Origin of the sequence: Bradyrhizobium sp. CCGUVB1N3 (assembly GCF_024199925.1) — a bacterium.
Classification (GTDB): domain Bacteria; phylum Pseudomonadota; class Alphaproteobacteria; order Rhizobiales; family Xanthobacteraceae; genus Bradyrhizobium.
In genome coordinates this window covers 4,239,930-4,254,070 of the sequence record NZ_JANADR010000001.1, presented here as the reverse complement: position 1 = coordinate 4,254,070, position 14,141 = coordinate 4,239,930, and the positions used below count along the sequence as shown (strand labels likewise).

Genomic DNA, 14,141 nt, shown 5'->3' with positions numbered 1-14,141 from the left:
ATGCTGCTGTTGCTTGGGGGCTTTCTGATCCTGATGCTGCTTGGGCTGCCCGTGGCGCTCGCCATGGCGGTGTCCTCGCTGCTCTATATCCTCGTCAGCGGCGTGACGCCCGACGTCACGCTGGCGCAGCGCATGATCGCGGGCGTCGAGAGCTTTCCTCTGCTCGCGGTGCCCTTCTTCATCCTCGCCGGCAATCTCATGAACATTGCCGGCGTCACAGGCCGCATCTACAAATTCGCGGTCGCGCTAGTCGGCTGGATGCGCGGCGGCCTCGGTCACGTCAACATCATCGGCTCGGTGATCTTCTCCGGCATGTCCGGCACCGCGATCGCGGATGCTGCCGGTCTCGGTACCATCGAGATCAAGGCGATGAAGGACCACGGCTACACCACCGAATTCTCCGTTGGTGTCACGGCCGCGTCTGCCACGCTTGGCCCGATCATTCCGCCGTCGTTGCCTTTCGTGATCTACGGCATGATGGCCAACGTCTCGATCGGCGCGCTGTTTCTGGGCGGCGTGATCCCGGGCGTGGTGATGACGCTGTTCATGATGGCGACGGTTGCCTATTTCGCCCACAGGAATCGCTGGGGCAGCGATACGCCATTCTCCTGGCCGCAGCTCGGCTCGGCCGGGCTTGAAGTCATCATCGTCTTCAGCTTCCCGCTCGCGATCTGGCTGATGACGCTCGCCGGCGTCTCCACCAACATGGCCGTCGTCATCGGCCTTGGCGCATTGCTCGCGATCGACTGGTACTTCGACTTCTCCGCGGTGATGGCGCTGATGGCGCCGGTGATCCTGATCGGCGGCATGACGCTTGGCTGGTTCACGCCGACGGAGGCCGCGGTCGCTGCGGTGATCTGGTCGCTGTTCCTTGGCATGGTGCGCTACCGCACCATGACGTTCAAGACGGTGGCGAAGGCGACCTTCGACACCATCGAGACCACGGCCTCGGTGCTGTTCATCGTCACCGCGGCCTCGATCTTTGCCTGGCTGTTGACCGTGTCGCAGGCGGCGCAGACGCTCTCCGACTGGATGCTCAGCGTCACCCACAACAAATGGGTGTTTCTGCTGCTGGCCAACATCCTGATTCTGTTCGTCGGCTGCTTCATCGACACCATCGCGGCGATCACCATCCTGGTGCCGATCCTGCTGCCGATCGTGCTCAAGCTCGGCATCGATCCGATCCATTTCGGCCTGATCATGACGCTGAACCTGATGATCGGCCTGTTGCATCCGCCGCTCGGCATGGTGCTGTTCGTGCTGGCCCGCGTGGCAAAACTCTCCGTGGAACGCACCACCATGGCGATCCTGCCCTGGCTGGTGCCCCTGATCCTGGCACTCATCGCCATCACCTACATTCCGGAGCTGACGCTCTGGCTGCCTAAATATATGGGACTCTCCAAATGACCTCAGTCGCTCTCGCTGCAACCCTGTTCGGCCCCGAAGACCTGCGCATGATCGAGCATCCGCTCGAGAAGCTTGGCGTCGGCATGGTGCGTATCCGCTTCGGCGCCGGCGGCATCTGCGGTTCGGACATGCACTACTTCCGCCACGCTCGCACCGGCGATTTCGTGGTGAAGTCGCCGCTGGTGCTGGGCCATGAGATCTCCGGTGAGGTCGTGGAGATCGCGGGATCCGCGCCGAACCTGAAGGTCGGCGATCGCGTCGCCGTCAATCCGTCGCGCTGGTGCGGCCATTGCGTCGCCTGCCGCGAAGGTCGGCCGAACCTGTGCGAAAACATCTTCTTCATGGGCTCGGCCTCGAAGACCCCGCACATGCAGGGCGGCTTTGCCAATTACTTCGATGCGATTCCGGCACAGTGTGTGAAGATTCCGGACCACGTGTCGTATCAGGCCGCGGCGCTCGCCGAGCCGCTCGCGGTCTGCCTCCACTCCGTCGCGCGCGCCGGTGACGTCAAGGGCAAACGCGGCATCATCTTTGGTGCGGGGCCGATCGGGCTCCTCACCATGCTCGCGGCACGTCGCGCCGGCATGGCCGACATTACGGTTGCCGACATCGCGCCGGCGCCGCTTGCTTTCGCGACCCGGCTCGGCGCCTCCCATGTCGAGAACGTCTCGGGTGGCGAGGAGGGCCTGAAGGCGCAGGCCGCCGCGCGGCCCTACGACGTTGCCTTCGAGGTCTCCGGAACGGCCGCGGGCCTTGCCAGCGCCATCGGCATCGTCAGGCGCGGCGGCACGGTCGTGCAGATCGGCAACCTGCCGGGCGGTCAGATTCCGACACCGGCCAATGCGGTGATGGCCAAGGAGATCGACCTGCGCGGCTCGTTCCGCTTCGGCTTCGAATTTGCAACCGCAGTGGAACTGATTGCCAATGGCAGCGTCGATGTGCTGTCGCTGGTCACCGCCGAGCGGCCCTTGTCGACGGCGCCCGATGCGCTCAGGCTCGCGCTCGACCGCTCGCAGAGCGTCAAGGTCGTGCTGACCGCGAACTGAGCCGGGAGAAATGTCATGATGTTGCAGGGATGGCGCTGGTACGGGCCCGATGATCCCGTGTCGCTCGATGATGTCAGGCAGGCCGGCGCGACGGACATCGTCTCGGCGCTGCATCAAGTGCCGATCGGCGAGGCCTGGACGCGCAAAGGCGTGGAGGAGCGCAAGAATTTTATCGAGAACGGCCAGCCCGGCCGCTCGCAGCTGACCTGGTCGGTCGTGGAGTCGATCCCGATCCCCGACGACGTCAAGCGGCTTGGGGCCAAGGCAACCCGCTCGATCGAGGCATGGATCGCGAGCCTGGAAGCGGTCGCTGCCGCCGGCATCAGGATCATCTGCTACAATTTCATGCCGGTGGTCGACTGGTGCCGCACCGATCTCGAATGGGAGCTGCCGAACGGCGCCCGCGCCATGCGCTTCGACGCGGATCGCTTTGCCGCGTTCGAGCTGCACATCCTCAAGCGTCCCGCCGCGCTCCAGGAGTACTCACCTGAGCAGCAGGCCCGCGCGAAGAAACTCTTCGAGCAGATGAGCCAGGCCGACATCGACTATCTCGTTATGGTCATCGCCAGCGCGCTGCCCGGCTCGACCACCGAGCCGATGACCCTTCCGCAGTTTCGCGACCGGCTCGAGCAGTATCGCGACATCACGCCCGAGATCCTCCGCCAGCATCTCGCCGAATTCCTCGCGCGCGTCGCGCCCGTGGCAGAGCAACTCGGCGTGTCGTTGACGCTGCACCCTGACGATCCGCCACGCCCCCTGTTCGGCCTGCCCCGCGTCGCCTCGACGGCCGACGATTATCAGGCGCTGTTCGACGCCGTGCCGTCGAAAGCCAACGGCATCTGCCTGTGCACGGGCTCGCTCGGCGTGCGCGCCGACAACAACCTGCCAGCGATGGCCGAGCGCTTCGGCCCGCGCATCGCGTTTGCGCATTTGCGTGCGACCAAGCGCGAGGCCGATGGTCTGTCGTTCTACGAGTCCGATCATCTCGATGGGGACGTCGACATGGTCGCCGTGCTCAAGGCACTCCTGAAGGAAAACGCGCGGCGGGTGCCTGACAAGCAGATCGTCTTCCGCCCTGACCACGGCCATCGCATGCTCGATGATCTCGCCGCGACTAAGCGTACCAACCCCGGTTACACCGCGATTGGCCGTCTGCGTGGCCTCGCCGAGTTGCGCGGCGCGATCCGCGCGATCACGCATCAATAGCAGGCGGCCATCAATGCGAGCTTGGGATACAGCTGGTCGATCGCCGCGATCTCGCTGCGCATCTGCGCGATGATCCAGTCGCGGATCTCCGCCGCAATCGGCCGCATCGGCCGGTTGCGCGGCGGCAGGAATTCGCAGATGCGGCGCGTGGTGGTGAGCGCGTCGGAGGCCGGCACCAGCGCGCCGGTGAGCAGCCAATGTGAAGCGACGGTGAGCCAACCGAGCGCGATGCCCTGGCCGAGCAGCGCGGCCTGTACCACGACGGCATAGTCGGTGAAGCTCAGCGCCTTGGCCGGGCCGCGGCGCTTCGTGAGAAACTTTGGATAATCCGCCGCCCAGTCGCCGGGCGTCTCGGCGAGTCGGATGACGGTGTTGCCCTCCGCGGGCTCCGCCTCGCTCATGTAAGTGGGGCTGCACACCGGCAGCATGACTTCTTTCATCACCAGCGTGCCGCCGGAGTAAGGCTCCTCGCGGTCGCGAAAGCGCATGCCGAGATCGACATTCTCGACCGGCCCGCGCAGCGCGCCGGAGATCAGCTGGAAGCGAAGGTCGACTTGAGGAAAGTGCCGCTGCAGCTTGTCGATGCGCGGCATCAGCCAATGCGTGGTGAAGGCGGAAGAGACGGAGAGCGTCACCGTCTCGGTGCCCTTGCGCCGCCGCTCGATCTCGATCAGCCCGGTCTCGATGCTGCGAAAGCCTTCGAGCACGCGGCGATACAGCAGTTCGCCTTCCTCGGTGAGCACCGCGCGCCCCGCCTTGCGGTCGAACAGGCGAACGCCGAGATGCTCCTCGAACTGGCCGAGCATCCGGCTCACCGCAGGCTGCGTGACGTTCAACTCAGCCGCCGCCGCCGTGAAGCTGCCATTGCGCGCCGCTGCGTCGAAGACGAACAGCGCGTTGGAGGAGGGCAGCATCCGGCGGAGCTCGGGCATAACTTGATGTTATGCGAGCGGTGAGAATTTGGCAATTGCCGAGTTTTGCCAACTCTGGTGTCATTGGCATGACAGGCTAAAGATAAGGCTTGGGAGAGAAGATTGCGTGCTCGTGAAGCTGCAATCGCAAGCTGATCCTGCGGCCTGTCTATAAAGCAAGCTTATGGTGTGCAGTGAGGCGCGCCGCCTAGGGGCGTGACGAGGGTCGATCGTTGGACAAACGAGCGGAAAGCGTCGAGATCAGGTCTGCAAGCAAGGCTTACGGCGCGGTGCGCGCCCTCGATGACGTGTCGCTCAATGTCGACGCCGGCGAGTTCGTCTCGCTGCTCGGCCCGTCCGGTTCCGGCAAGACCACGCTGCTTGGAATCCTTGGCGGCTTCATCCTGCCTTCCTCCGGCTCGATTTATTTCGGCGGCCGCGACGTCACCTACATGCCGCCGCACAAGCGCGAGATCGGCGTGGTCTTCCAGAACTACGCGCTGTTCCCGCATATGAGCGTCGGCGAGAACGTCGCCTTTCCCTTGCGCGCCCGCCGCCTGCCGAAATCGACCTGGCCCAACAGGGTGCGTGCCGCGCTCGCCATGGTGGGGCTCACCGGCTACGAGCATCGCGGCATCGCGCAGCTCTCCGGCGGCCAGCGCCAGCGCGTGGCGCTGGCGCGCGCCATGATCTTCGAGCCGCGCCTGATCCTGATGGACGAGCCGCTCTCAGCGCTCGACAAACAGCTCCGCGAATCCATGCAGATCGAGCTGCGGACGCTGCACAAGCGCATCGGCGCCACCATCATCTACGTCACCCATGACCAGCGCGAGGCGCTGACCATGAGCGACCGCGTCGCCGTGATGAAGGACGGCAAATTGATCCAGATCGACGAGCCCGCGCGCCTGCACGATCATCCCGCGGATTCCTTCGTCGCGAGTTTCATCGGCGAGGCCACGCTCCTGCCCGTCCGCCGCATTGATTCATGCAGCGTCGCGCTCGGCAATTCTGTATTGCGCAGCGCCCGAGCTGTCCCACCGGGCGAGGCGCTGATGCTTGCGGTGCACAGCGAAAAGCTCCTGATCGACGACGGTGCGGGTGATGGGGCCTGCAACCGGCTGACCGGTACCGTCACCGACATCGTCTACCAGGGCGAGAGCCTGCGCATCTTCCTCAGCCTCGCCGACGGCTCCGCGCTGAGCCTGCGCCAGCCGACCTATCACGAGGCCTATCGCCGTATTCCGCCGGTCGGCGGCAGCCTCACCGTCACCCTTCACCCGGAAGACACCATCGTTGTGCCGAGGGTGGACTAGCTCCCACCTTGTTCCAACCAAAGAGAAGAAGCCCAATGTCGTCCCAAACCGCGTTCAGCAATTTCAAGGTCCTCACTTTCGACGTCGTCGGCACCTTGATCGATTTCGAGACCGGCGTGCTGTCAGCGGTGCGCAGGATCTCGGGCAAGACGCCGGCCGAGCTCTCTGACGACAAGATCTTCGCCTCCTACAAGCGCGGCCGCGATGCGCATCCCGAGCGCTCGAGCGAGGTGATGTTCCACGTCTATCGCTATCTGGCGAAGGAATTGGGCCTGGCGGCCGATGATGCGTCCTGCGACGTCTTCCAGCTCGCCGTGCTGCGCTGGGCGCCGTTCGCCGATTCAGTCGAAGCGTTGAAGCGGCTGCGCACGAAATTCCGCCTGGTCGCGATGACCAATGCCGATCGTGTCGCGCTGTCCTGCTACGCGCATGCGCTCGGCAATCCCTTCGACGACACCGTCTGCGCCGATGACACCGGCGTTGCAAAGCCAAATCCGGAGTTCTTCGCCTACAACAAGGGCCGGCAGTCGGCGTTCGGCTACAAGCAGTCGGACATCCTGCACGTGGCGCAGAGCCAGTATCATGACATCGGGATCGCGCGGAAGCTCGGCTACAAGGTGTGCTGGATCGAGCGGCGTCAGGGGCTCGCCGGTTTCGGCGGAACGCCTGAGGTGCCGACGCTGACCAAGCCCGACTTCCATTTCCCCACCATGAAGGCCTTCGCCGACGCCGCCGTCGGCGCTGCCTAAGCAAGAGCGGACGCATGACAGGGAATTGGACCGCGCAGCCATCCGCCAACTCGCTATGGGCGAGCACGGCGGAGCCTGCTCGCGCGTTTCCGATCCTGTCGGGCGAGCATCAGGCGGATGTGGTGATCATCGGGGCGGGCTACACAGGCCTCTCCGCAGCGCACCACATCGCCAAAAGTGGCCTCTCGCCGGTTGTGCTGGAGGCGAACCGCCCCGGCTGGGGCGCAAGCGGTCGCAATGGCGGGGTGATCACCGCAAAGTTCCGCCTGTCGTTCCGCGAGATCGACGCCGCGCATGGCCGCGCGATGGCGCGGCGCATGTATGAGATCGCGCATGAATCCACCGATATCGTCGAGGAACTGGTCTCTGAATTCGGCATCACCGGCGCGGGGTTGACGCGGACCGGCCAGGTCAAGGCCGCGCACAATGAGACGACGTTGAAGGCCGCGATCAATGAAGCCGGCTGGATGAAGCGCGAGATGGGCGATGCGGAGGTCCGCATCCTCGACGCCAAGGGCGTACGCGATGAGACCGGCTCGGACATTTTCGTCGGCGGCGTGCTCAATCCCGGTTCCGGCGGCATCCATCCGCTCAACTATGTGCGCGGCCTCGCCGACGGCGTGGCGCGCCGCAGCGTTGCCATCTTCCAGGACACGCCGGTCCTCAAGCTGCGGCGCGAGCCAGGCGGCATCGTCGCGGAGACGCCGCAAGGCGCGGTGCGCGCGAAGCAGGCGATCATCGCCACCAACAGCTATTCCGACCTGACGGATGCGACCCGGCACATGCAGCGCACGCTGATCCCGTTCCGCAGCGCCATCATCGCGAGCGATCGGCTACCGCATAATCTCGCGGGACGCCTGATGCCGACGGGACGCACCTACACCGAGACCAAGCGCATGATGCGCTGGTTCCGCATGGTCGACAACCGCGTGATTTTTGGTGGCCGCGGCGCTTTCGGCAAGCAGGATTCGGAAGCCGCTTTTGAGGCGTTGCGCAAGGCGATGGTCGGCATCTTCCCTGATCTCGCGGACGTGCCGGTCGCGTTCAAATGGTCGGGCCTCGTCGGCATGACGCTGGACTCGGTGCCGCATATCGGCCGGCTGGACGACCGCACGCTGTTCTCCATGGGCTACAACGGTGCGGGCGTCGCGATGTCGAGCCTGATGGGCCGCTATCTCGCCGCCTTCGTCCGCGGCGAAAAGCCTGATGTCGGGCTGCTCGATGCGAGCCGCCTCAAGGTCATTCCGTTCTATGCCTTCCGCGAGCCCGCCGTGCGCATGGTCGCCGGCTGGTACCAGTTCCTGGACGCGATCGGGCAGTGAGTTTCTTTTTGGCGACAGAGGAGGCGAGGATGACGACGAAGCTGGGTTTCAGGTTTGGACATGCTTTTCTGGGCGCATCGCTCGGAGCGTTTGGACTTGCTTGCACGACGGCTGACGCCGCCGAGCAGATCACGTTCGTCTCGCAAGGCGGCGCCTATCAGCAGGCGCAGACGGTGGCGATCCTTGATCCCTCCGCCAAGAAGCTCGGCATCACCATCAACCAGGATTCCATTCCCGATGCCTGGCCCGCGATCAAGACGCAGGTCGGCAGCGGAAAGCCGATCTGGGACGTGGTGGACACGCCGACCGGCTATTGCCTGCGCGGTGGCGAGCAGGGGCTGATCGAGAAGCTCGACTTCTCCAAGATCCCGAATGCCGCGGCGATGCCCGAGGCGTATCGCAGTCCCTATTCGGTGTCCTACGAGTTCTATTCCAGCGTGCTCGCCTTCAGCCAGAAGACGTTCCCGAAGGATGCGCCCAATAGCTGGGCCGATTTCTGGGACGTCAAGAAATTCCCCGGCCGTCGCGCGCTGCGCAACCACCCCATCGCAACGCTGGAAGCTGCGCTGATGGCCGACGGCGTTGCGCCCGACAAGCTCTATCCGCTCGACGTCGATCGCGCGTTCAAGAAGCTGGAGGAGATCAAGCCCAACATCACGGTGTGGTGGACCTCAGGTGCGCAGTCGGCGCAGCTCCTCAACGACGGCGAGGTCGACATGGAGATGGCCTGGAACGGCCGCGTCAGCGCGGTTGCCAAGGAGGGGGCAAAGGTCACCTTCACCTACAACCAGGGTATCTTGCAAAGCACCTCGCTCTGCGTTCTCAAGGGCGCGCCTAACCTGGAGACGGCGGTGAAATTCCTCAACGAGGCCGTCGATCCCGTGCATCAGGCCAATTTGCCGCTGAATATCGATTACGGCCCGGGTAACCCGAAGGCCTTCGACACCGGCGTGATCAAGCCGGAGCGCGCCGCGCAACTGCCGAGTGAGCCCGCGAATGCGGCAAAGCAGGCGCTGATGTCCTACGCCTGGTGGTCTTCGCCGGCGGGTGAGGCGGCGGAGAAGCGCTGGGCCGCGTTCATGCAGAAGTAAGCCGGCCGGTTCGGTGGCCGCCGAACCGGACCGATCAACCCGCGAGGCAGCGTTGACGACACCAAAATCAGATCCTTCGCTCAGACATCAGCGCCGTGAGGACGGCCTGATGCTGGCATTGGTATCGCCGGCGCTGCTCGTCATCCTCCTGCTGATCGTGCTGCCGGTCGGCTGGCTCGCCTGGCAGTCGATCTATCATGACGGCTTCACGCTCGAGCATTATCGCCGCATCCTCAACGAAGACATCTACTGGCGCAGCTTCGCGCTGACCTTCGAGATCAGCCTTCTGGTGACGGTGCTCGCGCTTGTGCTCGGCTATCCCGTGGCCTATGCCGCGAACGCGGTGCCGAAGGCGTGGAGCGTCGTCATCCTGGCGCTCGTCGTGCTGCCGTTCTGGACCAGCGTGCTGGTGCGCGCCTATGCCTGGCTCGCGCTGCTCCAGCGCACCGGCGTGATCAACCAGTTCCTGCGCTATCTCGACGTGATCGGCGAGCCGCTGGCGCTGGTCCACAATACATTTGGCACGGTGGTCGCCACCGTCCACATCCTCTTGCCGTTCATGGTGCTGCCGCTCTACGCCACCATGCAGAAGATCCCGAACGATTTGATGCAGGCCGGTGCCAGCCTTGGTGGGAGTCCGGCGTTCACCTTCTTCCGCGTCTTCATGCCGCTCTCGCTGCCGGGCGTGCTCGCCGGCTCGACCATGGTATTCGTGCTCTGCCTCGGCTTCTACATCACGCCGGAGCTGCTCGGTGGCGGGCGCACGGTGATGGTGTCGATGCTGGTGAGCCGCAACGTCGAGCTCTACAACCAGTTCGGTGCGGCGAGCGCGGTTGCCGTCGTCCTTCTGCTCAGCGTGCTCCTGATCTTCTTCGTCGTCGGTCGATTCATTTCGCTCGATCGCGTGTTGGGGCAGAAATGAGAACGATCTCGCCTGCACGGATCGTCCTGATCGCGGCTTGCGCACTGGTGCTGATCTATCTGATCCTGCCGGTCCTGATCATCGTGCCGATCTCGTTCTCCAGCGCACGCTTCCTGACGTTCCCGCCGCCTTCGCTGTCGCTGCGCTGGTACCAGCAATATTTCTCGAACCCCGCCTGGATGCAGGCGACGCAGGTGACGTTGATCGTCGCGGCCTTCACGGTCGTGATCGCAGCGCCGCTCGGCGTTGCCGCCGCCTACGCGATCAGCCAGTCGAAGCTGCGTATCATGCGCGTGATCCACATGGCACTGCTCTTGCCGCTGGTGGTGCCGATCATCATCACTGCGGTCGGCATCTTCTTCATCTATGCAAGGGTCGGGTTGGTCGCGACGCTGCCGGGCCTGGTGCTCGCCAACGTGATGCTGGGCTTGCCCTATGTCGTCATCTCCGTGCTCGCCGGCCTGCAAAGCTTCGATCCCGCGCAGGAGATGGTCGCGCGCAGCCTCGGCATGAACCGCCTGCGCAGCTTCTTCGCGGTGACGCTGCCGCAGATCAAGTCGAGCGTGGTGGCGGGCGCGATCTTCGCCTTCATCTCGGCGATGGACGAGACCATCATCGCGCTGTTCATCTCCGGCGGCCAATACCAGCCGCTGACCAAGCGCATGTTCACCGCGCTCCGCGACGAGATCGATCCGACCATTGCCGCGATCTCCACGCTGATGACGGCGGCGTCCTTCATGCTGGTGCTGCTGGCGAGCGCCCGGCAGCGGAAGAGCGGGTGAGGCGGCCCATCGGGACGCTTCCCACCAAAACCTCGAAAACAACCCCATGCAAAGTAGAACGGCCGCCGCCCGGGTGGGATGACCTTGCGCGCCGTAAGACATTGGTCCGTCGTTCAAATCGGCAAACGCAACAAATGATGCGAAGGGCCACAGGCGGACACGACGGGGCGTCAGGTGATGACTGACAATGTAGCCCCGATGCCATTAAGTGACCTTCCGAATGACCGGCGGTTTCCACGAACCGTCGAGGATACCCTCCTTGCCCCAATAGGCGCGGATGTAGAGCGAGAAATGCCCGTCAGGCGCCGGAAGCCAGTTCGACTGTTTGTCTCCGCCCGGAGACTTCGCACCGGCATAGAGCGTCAGCGAGCCATCTGGATTGCGCTTGAGGTTCTTGTTTTTGGTGCCGAGCGAATAGCGCTTGAGCTCGTTCGGGTGAAAGAGGTGCTTGTCGTTGTACATGGTCAGTGACCAGAAGCCGCTGACCGGTGGTTCCTGTCCGGGCGGGAAGCTGATCTCGTAGCTGCCGCTGCCATTCAGCTCCGCGCCCGCGCCGTCATCGTCCGCGTAGAAATATTGGGTTTCGGTCGGCCTGTTGTCGAACATGTTCGATTTCGCCGTCCCGGTCCGGTTGTAGTAGTCGATGCCGAACTGCGCGTTGTTGGTCGAGCGATTCCATCCGTTGCCGGCGGGGCGGCCGTTGTATTTCCACTGAAAGAACGGCTGGATGATCTTCTGCTCCGATTCAACGGCGGTCGTCAGCAGGATTTTTTTCAGCTCCGGATCTTTGGCTGCCGAATCCAGTAACAGACGAAATTGTGCATAGAGGGCCTCTTCGCCGGGCAGGGCATCGACAGTGTCGAGCGCCTCGCCGAGCTGGTCGAAGAATTTTTCCGGCACGACCCATTTCGTCTCACCGTCCGATTTCGGGCCCGGCACGCTCGGCAGCTTGCTCCATTCGATCGTCTTCATCTGGCCGTCGAATTCCTTCAACGGGTAGAAGACGATCTGGTTGACGACCGCCTGAATGGCCTTCTTGTCCTCGGGCGTATCGTCTTGGAATATCCGAGGAATGGTATTGGCGAGCTCGGTCGGACAACGAATGATGTCCGTGATCCCGGCAGGCTTCAGGCCCTTCCACCTGGGACCGACCAACAGATAGAATCCGGGCTTCGAATTGTACGCCTTGCCAAGGTGGCCGAACTGGTCGGTGCGGGCGTCGTACATCGCATAGACCCAGAAGCGATCGCCGAAATCCGGCACCTGCGCGACCACGGGCTCTTCATCGAGCGAGAAGAATCCGAGGCCGTAGACTACGTCTTGGTTCGGGCAGGTGACGAATGTCTCCGCCGGGTCGATATAATCGTGGAGCATTCCGAGATGGCCACGCGGCGCCACCGGCAACACACCGTTCATCAGGCCGACCGTTGGCGCCTGCGTGATCGTTGCACGTCGGTTCATCATGTTCACGATCGGCCAGCCCCAGACATAGGCCATCTGCGCAATCGTCCGGGCGTATTCCGGGTGTATCGTGACACCGGTTGCGGGCTCTGTGACGACCGATTCCGCACCTTTGGTGGACTGCGCTTGCGCGGTTTCAGTGGCGGCCAGCACCGAGGCGGTGGACAATGTTACGGGAACAGCGGCCCCGGTACCGATTGCAGCGAGCGACCCAGCACCTGCTCCCAACTTCATCGCGTCACGGCGGGTGATGTCCCAGATCGATGTCATTTGATATTCCTCTTTCCAGTCAAGCCTGCGGAATGTTCAATTCAGCTTCGTGACGTCGTCCGGCTTCCAGGTCTGGTCGAAGAACTCGACTCCACTGCCGTAGAGGCGCAAGGCGATCAGGAAATTGCGTGCGTTGACAGTCTGGATGAAGTTCGAATCCGGCGCATTTGGCGGCTTCGTCGGGCCGAACCACAGATCGACGGAACCGTCACTGTTGGTCGCGACCTTGTTGAAGCCGTTGATCGACGGCATCAGTTGCGGCGTCTCCACCATCGTGCCGTCCATGAAATCGTAGGCGGTGACGGCCCAGAACAGCGCTGCAGGCGGGTTAGGCGGCAGGTGCAGCTTGTAGATGTTCGAGCCGTTGAGGAAGTCGCCGTTCGCATCGCGATACGCGACAGGATACTTCGAGCCAGCACCGATCGTGCGCATCACCATGGCGGGGGCTGACGAATAAGCGGCTTGGAAGTAGGTCGCCCGCTGGTCGAAGTCGAGATAGCTGTCCTGATACCATTCGGATGTGACGCCGGCCCAGGCGTTCTCCCACTGCCTGTCCTTGTAGTAGCGATTGCGTTCGTCCGACCGCCCCAATTGACGCATGGCGACTATCATCTTCGGCGCCGTCTCGACCGCCTTCTTCAGAAGCTCTTGCTGCTTTGCCGTCGGATTAAACGGCTTTCCCTTGATGATGCCGATCGAGGCTAGAACGCCGCGCATATCCTGACTGATCGCGGAAATGGGCTCGTAGTCGACCAGCGCCTTGAGCTTCGTCCAGAAGGTATTGTCGACCGGGTACATCATGTTGACGCGCTTGCCGCTGGCATTCGGGAATTGCATTGGCTTGACGTCTTTCTCCATCGTCCAGAGCGGATAGACGCGCGTCTTTTCCGCTTGCGCGACGGCCGGCTTGGGGTCGGGCCCGTTCTCGCCCTTGGGCATGAGGGTACGGAAGAACAGGAAAACATTGTAGGTCGGCGACTTGAAGGTGAAATAACCCTGGGGCACCTCACCGTCATAGCCCGGCGGCAGTAGGAGGTAGAGTCCTCCGCGTGCGCGATCCGGTCCTATGGCGCCGACGTCGGTGATGGTGCGCTGGAAGAAGTCGGTGAACATGCCGATGACGTTGGATGGCGCCGCAACGACAAGTGGTCCGGTCTCCTTGAGATCGAGATAGCTCATGGAATAAATTACGTCAGCGTTGGGCGTAGTGACCCAAGTGCGTGCATCCATTCGATCCTTCCAGATCGGAAGCACGTTGTAACCCTTGCCGAACGCGGCCTCCGAACCGTCGCGCATGCCGATGACGTTCAGCGCTGGCAGCAGATAGATATAGGCCTGGATGGCGCGCTGGTAGAACAGTTCGTCGCGGAGAGCTTCGGCTTCGCCTTGCGGCAACCAGTTGCCGTTGTTGAGCTGCTCTATCAGAGGCGGAGTAGCAGGTTGTTGCGCCAAGGTGGGCACGGCACCGCAGAGCGATGAGATCAACAGAGCAGACGTCCGGATTAATTGTCCAGTTCTCATGGTCTTGCCTCGTTGAGTTCAGATGGCGACTTTTTGTTAAAACACCTCTTTCATTCGCAGGCTCGCGCGGTCGGGCAGCATCGCCATCATGTTATCCCATGTGAGGAAGCAAACAACCTAGGATTTTGATGTGTTGAATG

12 protein-coding genes are annotated in these 14,141 nt (G+C 63.1%); 9 read left to right on the top strand and 3 right to left on the bottom strand.

The annotated features are described in order from the left end of the window. The 3 genes from NLM33_RS20255 to uxuA are packed head-to-tail and all read left to right on the top strand — an operon-like array spanning position 1 to position 3,659. Positions 1–1,407, top strand: a complete 1,407-nt coding sequence (locus NLM33_RS20255; protein WP_027524737.1) for a TRAP transporter large permease — start codon at positions 1–3, stop codon at positions 1,405–1,407. Continuing rightward, on the top strand, positions 1,404–2,453 hold the full coding sequence (locus tag NLM33_RS20250) for an L-idonate 5-dehydrogenase (RefSeq protein WP_254097996.1): 1,050 nt from the start codon (positions 1,404–1,406) through the stop codon (positions 2,451–2,453). The genes NLM33_RS20255 and NLM33_RS20250 overlap by 4 nt, the downstream gene beginning before the upstream one ends. 15 nt (positions 2,454–2,468) lie before the next feature. Further along, positions 2,469–3,659, top strand: coding sequence for a mannonate dehydratase (uxuA, locus tag NLM33_RS20245; protein ID WP_254097994.1), 1,191 nt, complete (start codon positions 2,469–2,471; stop codon positions 3,657–3,659). Here uxuA and NLM33_RS20240 read toward each other — a convergent pair. After that, the gene (locus NLM33_RS20240; protein ID WP_254097992.1) at positions 3,653–4,591 is read right to left on the bottom strand and encodes a LysR family transcriptional regulator; all 939 of its coding nucleotides are present in this window, start codon (positions 4,589–4,591) and stop codon (positions 3,653–3,655) included. The genes uxuA and NLM33_RS20240 overlap by 7 nt on opposite strands. 212 nt (positions 4,592–4,803) lie before the next feature. Between NLM33_RS20240 and NLM33_RS20235 the strand changes: the two genes are divergently transcribed. From NLM33_RS20235 to NLM33_RS20210, 6 genes are all read left to right on the top strand, one after another. Further along, positions 4,804–5,883, top strand: a complete 1,080-nt coding sequence (locus tag NLM33_RS20235; RefSeq protein ID WP_254097990.1) for an ABC transporter ATP-binding protein — start codon at positions 4,804–4,806, stop codon at positions 5,881–5,883. A 35-nt stretch (positions 5,884–5,918) separates the two neighbouring features. Continuing rightward, positions 5,919–6,632, top strand: a complete 714-nt coding sequence (locus tag NLM33_RS20230; RefSeq protein ID WP_254097988.1) for an HAD family hydrolase — start codon at positions 5,919–5,921, stop codon at positions 6,630–6,632. Between the two features lie 14 nt (positions 6,633–6,646). After that, the gene (locus tag NLM33_RS20225; protein ID WP_254097986.1) at positions 6,647–7,954 is read left to right on the top strand and encodes an FAD-binding oxidoreductase; all 1,308 of its coding nucleotides are present in this window, start codon (positions 6,647–6,649) and stop codon (positions 7,952–7,954) included. 29 nt (positions 7,955–7,983) lie between these two features. Next, positions 7,984–9,045, top strand: a complete 1,062-nt coding sequence (locus NLM33_RS20220; protein ID WP_254097984.1) for an ABC transporter substrate-binding protein — start codon at positions 7,984–7,986, stop codon at positions 9,043–9,045. Between the two features lie 109 nt (positions 9,046–9,154). After that, entirely contained in the window at positions 9,155–9,967 is an 813-nt protein-coding gene (locus NLM33_RS20215) for an ABC transporter permease (protein WP_254097982.1), read from the top strand. Continuing rightward, positions 9,964–10,749 carry an ABC transporter permease gene (locus NLM33_RS20210; protein WP_254097980.1) on the top strand — a complete coding sequence of 262 codons (786 nt, stop codon included), beginning with the start codon at positions 9,964–9,966 and terminating at the stop codon, positions 10,747–10,749. The genes NLM33_RS20215 and NLM33_RS20210 overlap by 4 nt, the downstream gene beginning before the upstream one ends. A 204-nt stretch (positions 10,750–10,953) precedes the next feature. Here the strand turns inward: NLM33_RS20210 and NLM33_RS20205 are convergent, their stop codons facing one another. Continuing rightward, a complete protein-coding gene (locus NLM33_RS20205; RefSeq protein WP_254097978.1) occupies positions 10,954–12,480 on the bottom strand; it encodes a DUF1254 domain-containing protein in 1,527 nt (508 codons plus the stop codon). A 36-nt stretch (positions 12,481–12,516) separates the two neighbouring features. Further along, positions 12,517–14,001 carry a DUF1254 domain-containing protein gene (locus NLM33_RS20200; RefSeq protein ID WP_371929972.1) on the bottom strand — a complete coding sequence of 495 codons (1,485 nt, stop codon included), beginning with the start codon at positions 13,999–14,001 and terminating at the stop codon, positions 12,517–12,519. Positions 14,002–14,141: the final 140 nt, after the last annotated feature.

Coding starts and splice junctions, on each gene's coding strand:
- NLM33_RS20255 (WP_027524737.1), top strand. CDS start 1: ATGCTGCTGTTGCTTGGGGGCTTTCTGATCCTGATGCTGCTTGGGCTG.
- NLM33_RS20230 (WP_254097988.1), top strand. CDS start 5,919: ATGTCGTCCCAAACCGCGTTCAGCAATTTCAAGGTCCTCACTTTCGAC.
- NLM33_RS20200 (WP_371929972.1), bottom strand. CDS start 14,001: ATGAGAACTGGACAATTAATCCGGACGTCTGCTCTGTTGATCTCATCG.
- NLM33_RS20250 (WP_254097996.1), top strand. CDS start 1,404: ATGACCTCAGTCGCTCTCGCTGCAACCCTGTTCGGCCCCGAAGACCTG.
- NLM33_RS20240 (WP_254097992.1), bottom strand. CDS start 4,591: ATGCCCGAGCTCCGCCGGATGCTGCCCTCCTCCAACGCGCTGTTCGTC.
- NLM33_RS20215 (WP_254097982.1), top strand. CDS start 9,155: ATGCTGGCATTGGTATCGCCGGCGCTGCTCGTCATCCTCCTGCTGATC.
- uxuA (WP_254097994.1), top strand. CDS start 2,469: ATGATGTTGCAGGGATGGCGCTGGTACGGGCCCGATGATCCCGTGTCG.
- NLM33_RS20205 (WP_254097978.1), bottom strand. CDS start 12,480: ATGACATCGATCTGGGACATCACCCGCCGTGACGCGATGAAGTTGGGA.
- NLM33_RS20225 (WP_254097986.1), top strand. CDS start 6,647: ATGACAGGGAATTGGACCGCGCAGCCATCCGCCAACTCGCTATGGGCG.
- NLM33_RS20220 (WP_254097984.1), top strand. CDS start 7,984: ATGACGACGAAGCTGGGTTTCAGGTTTGGACATGCTTTTCTGGGCGCA.
- NLM33_RS20210 (WP_254097980.1), top strand. CDS start 9,964: ATGAGAACGATCTCGCCTGCACGGATCGTCCTGATCGCGGCTTGCGCA.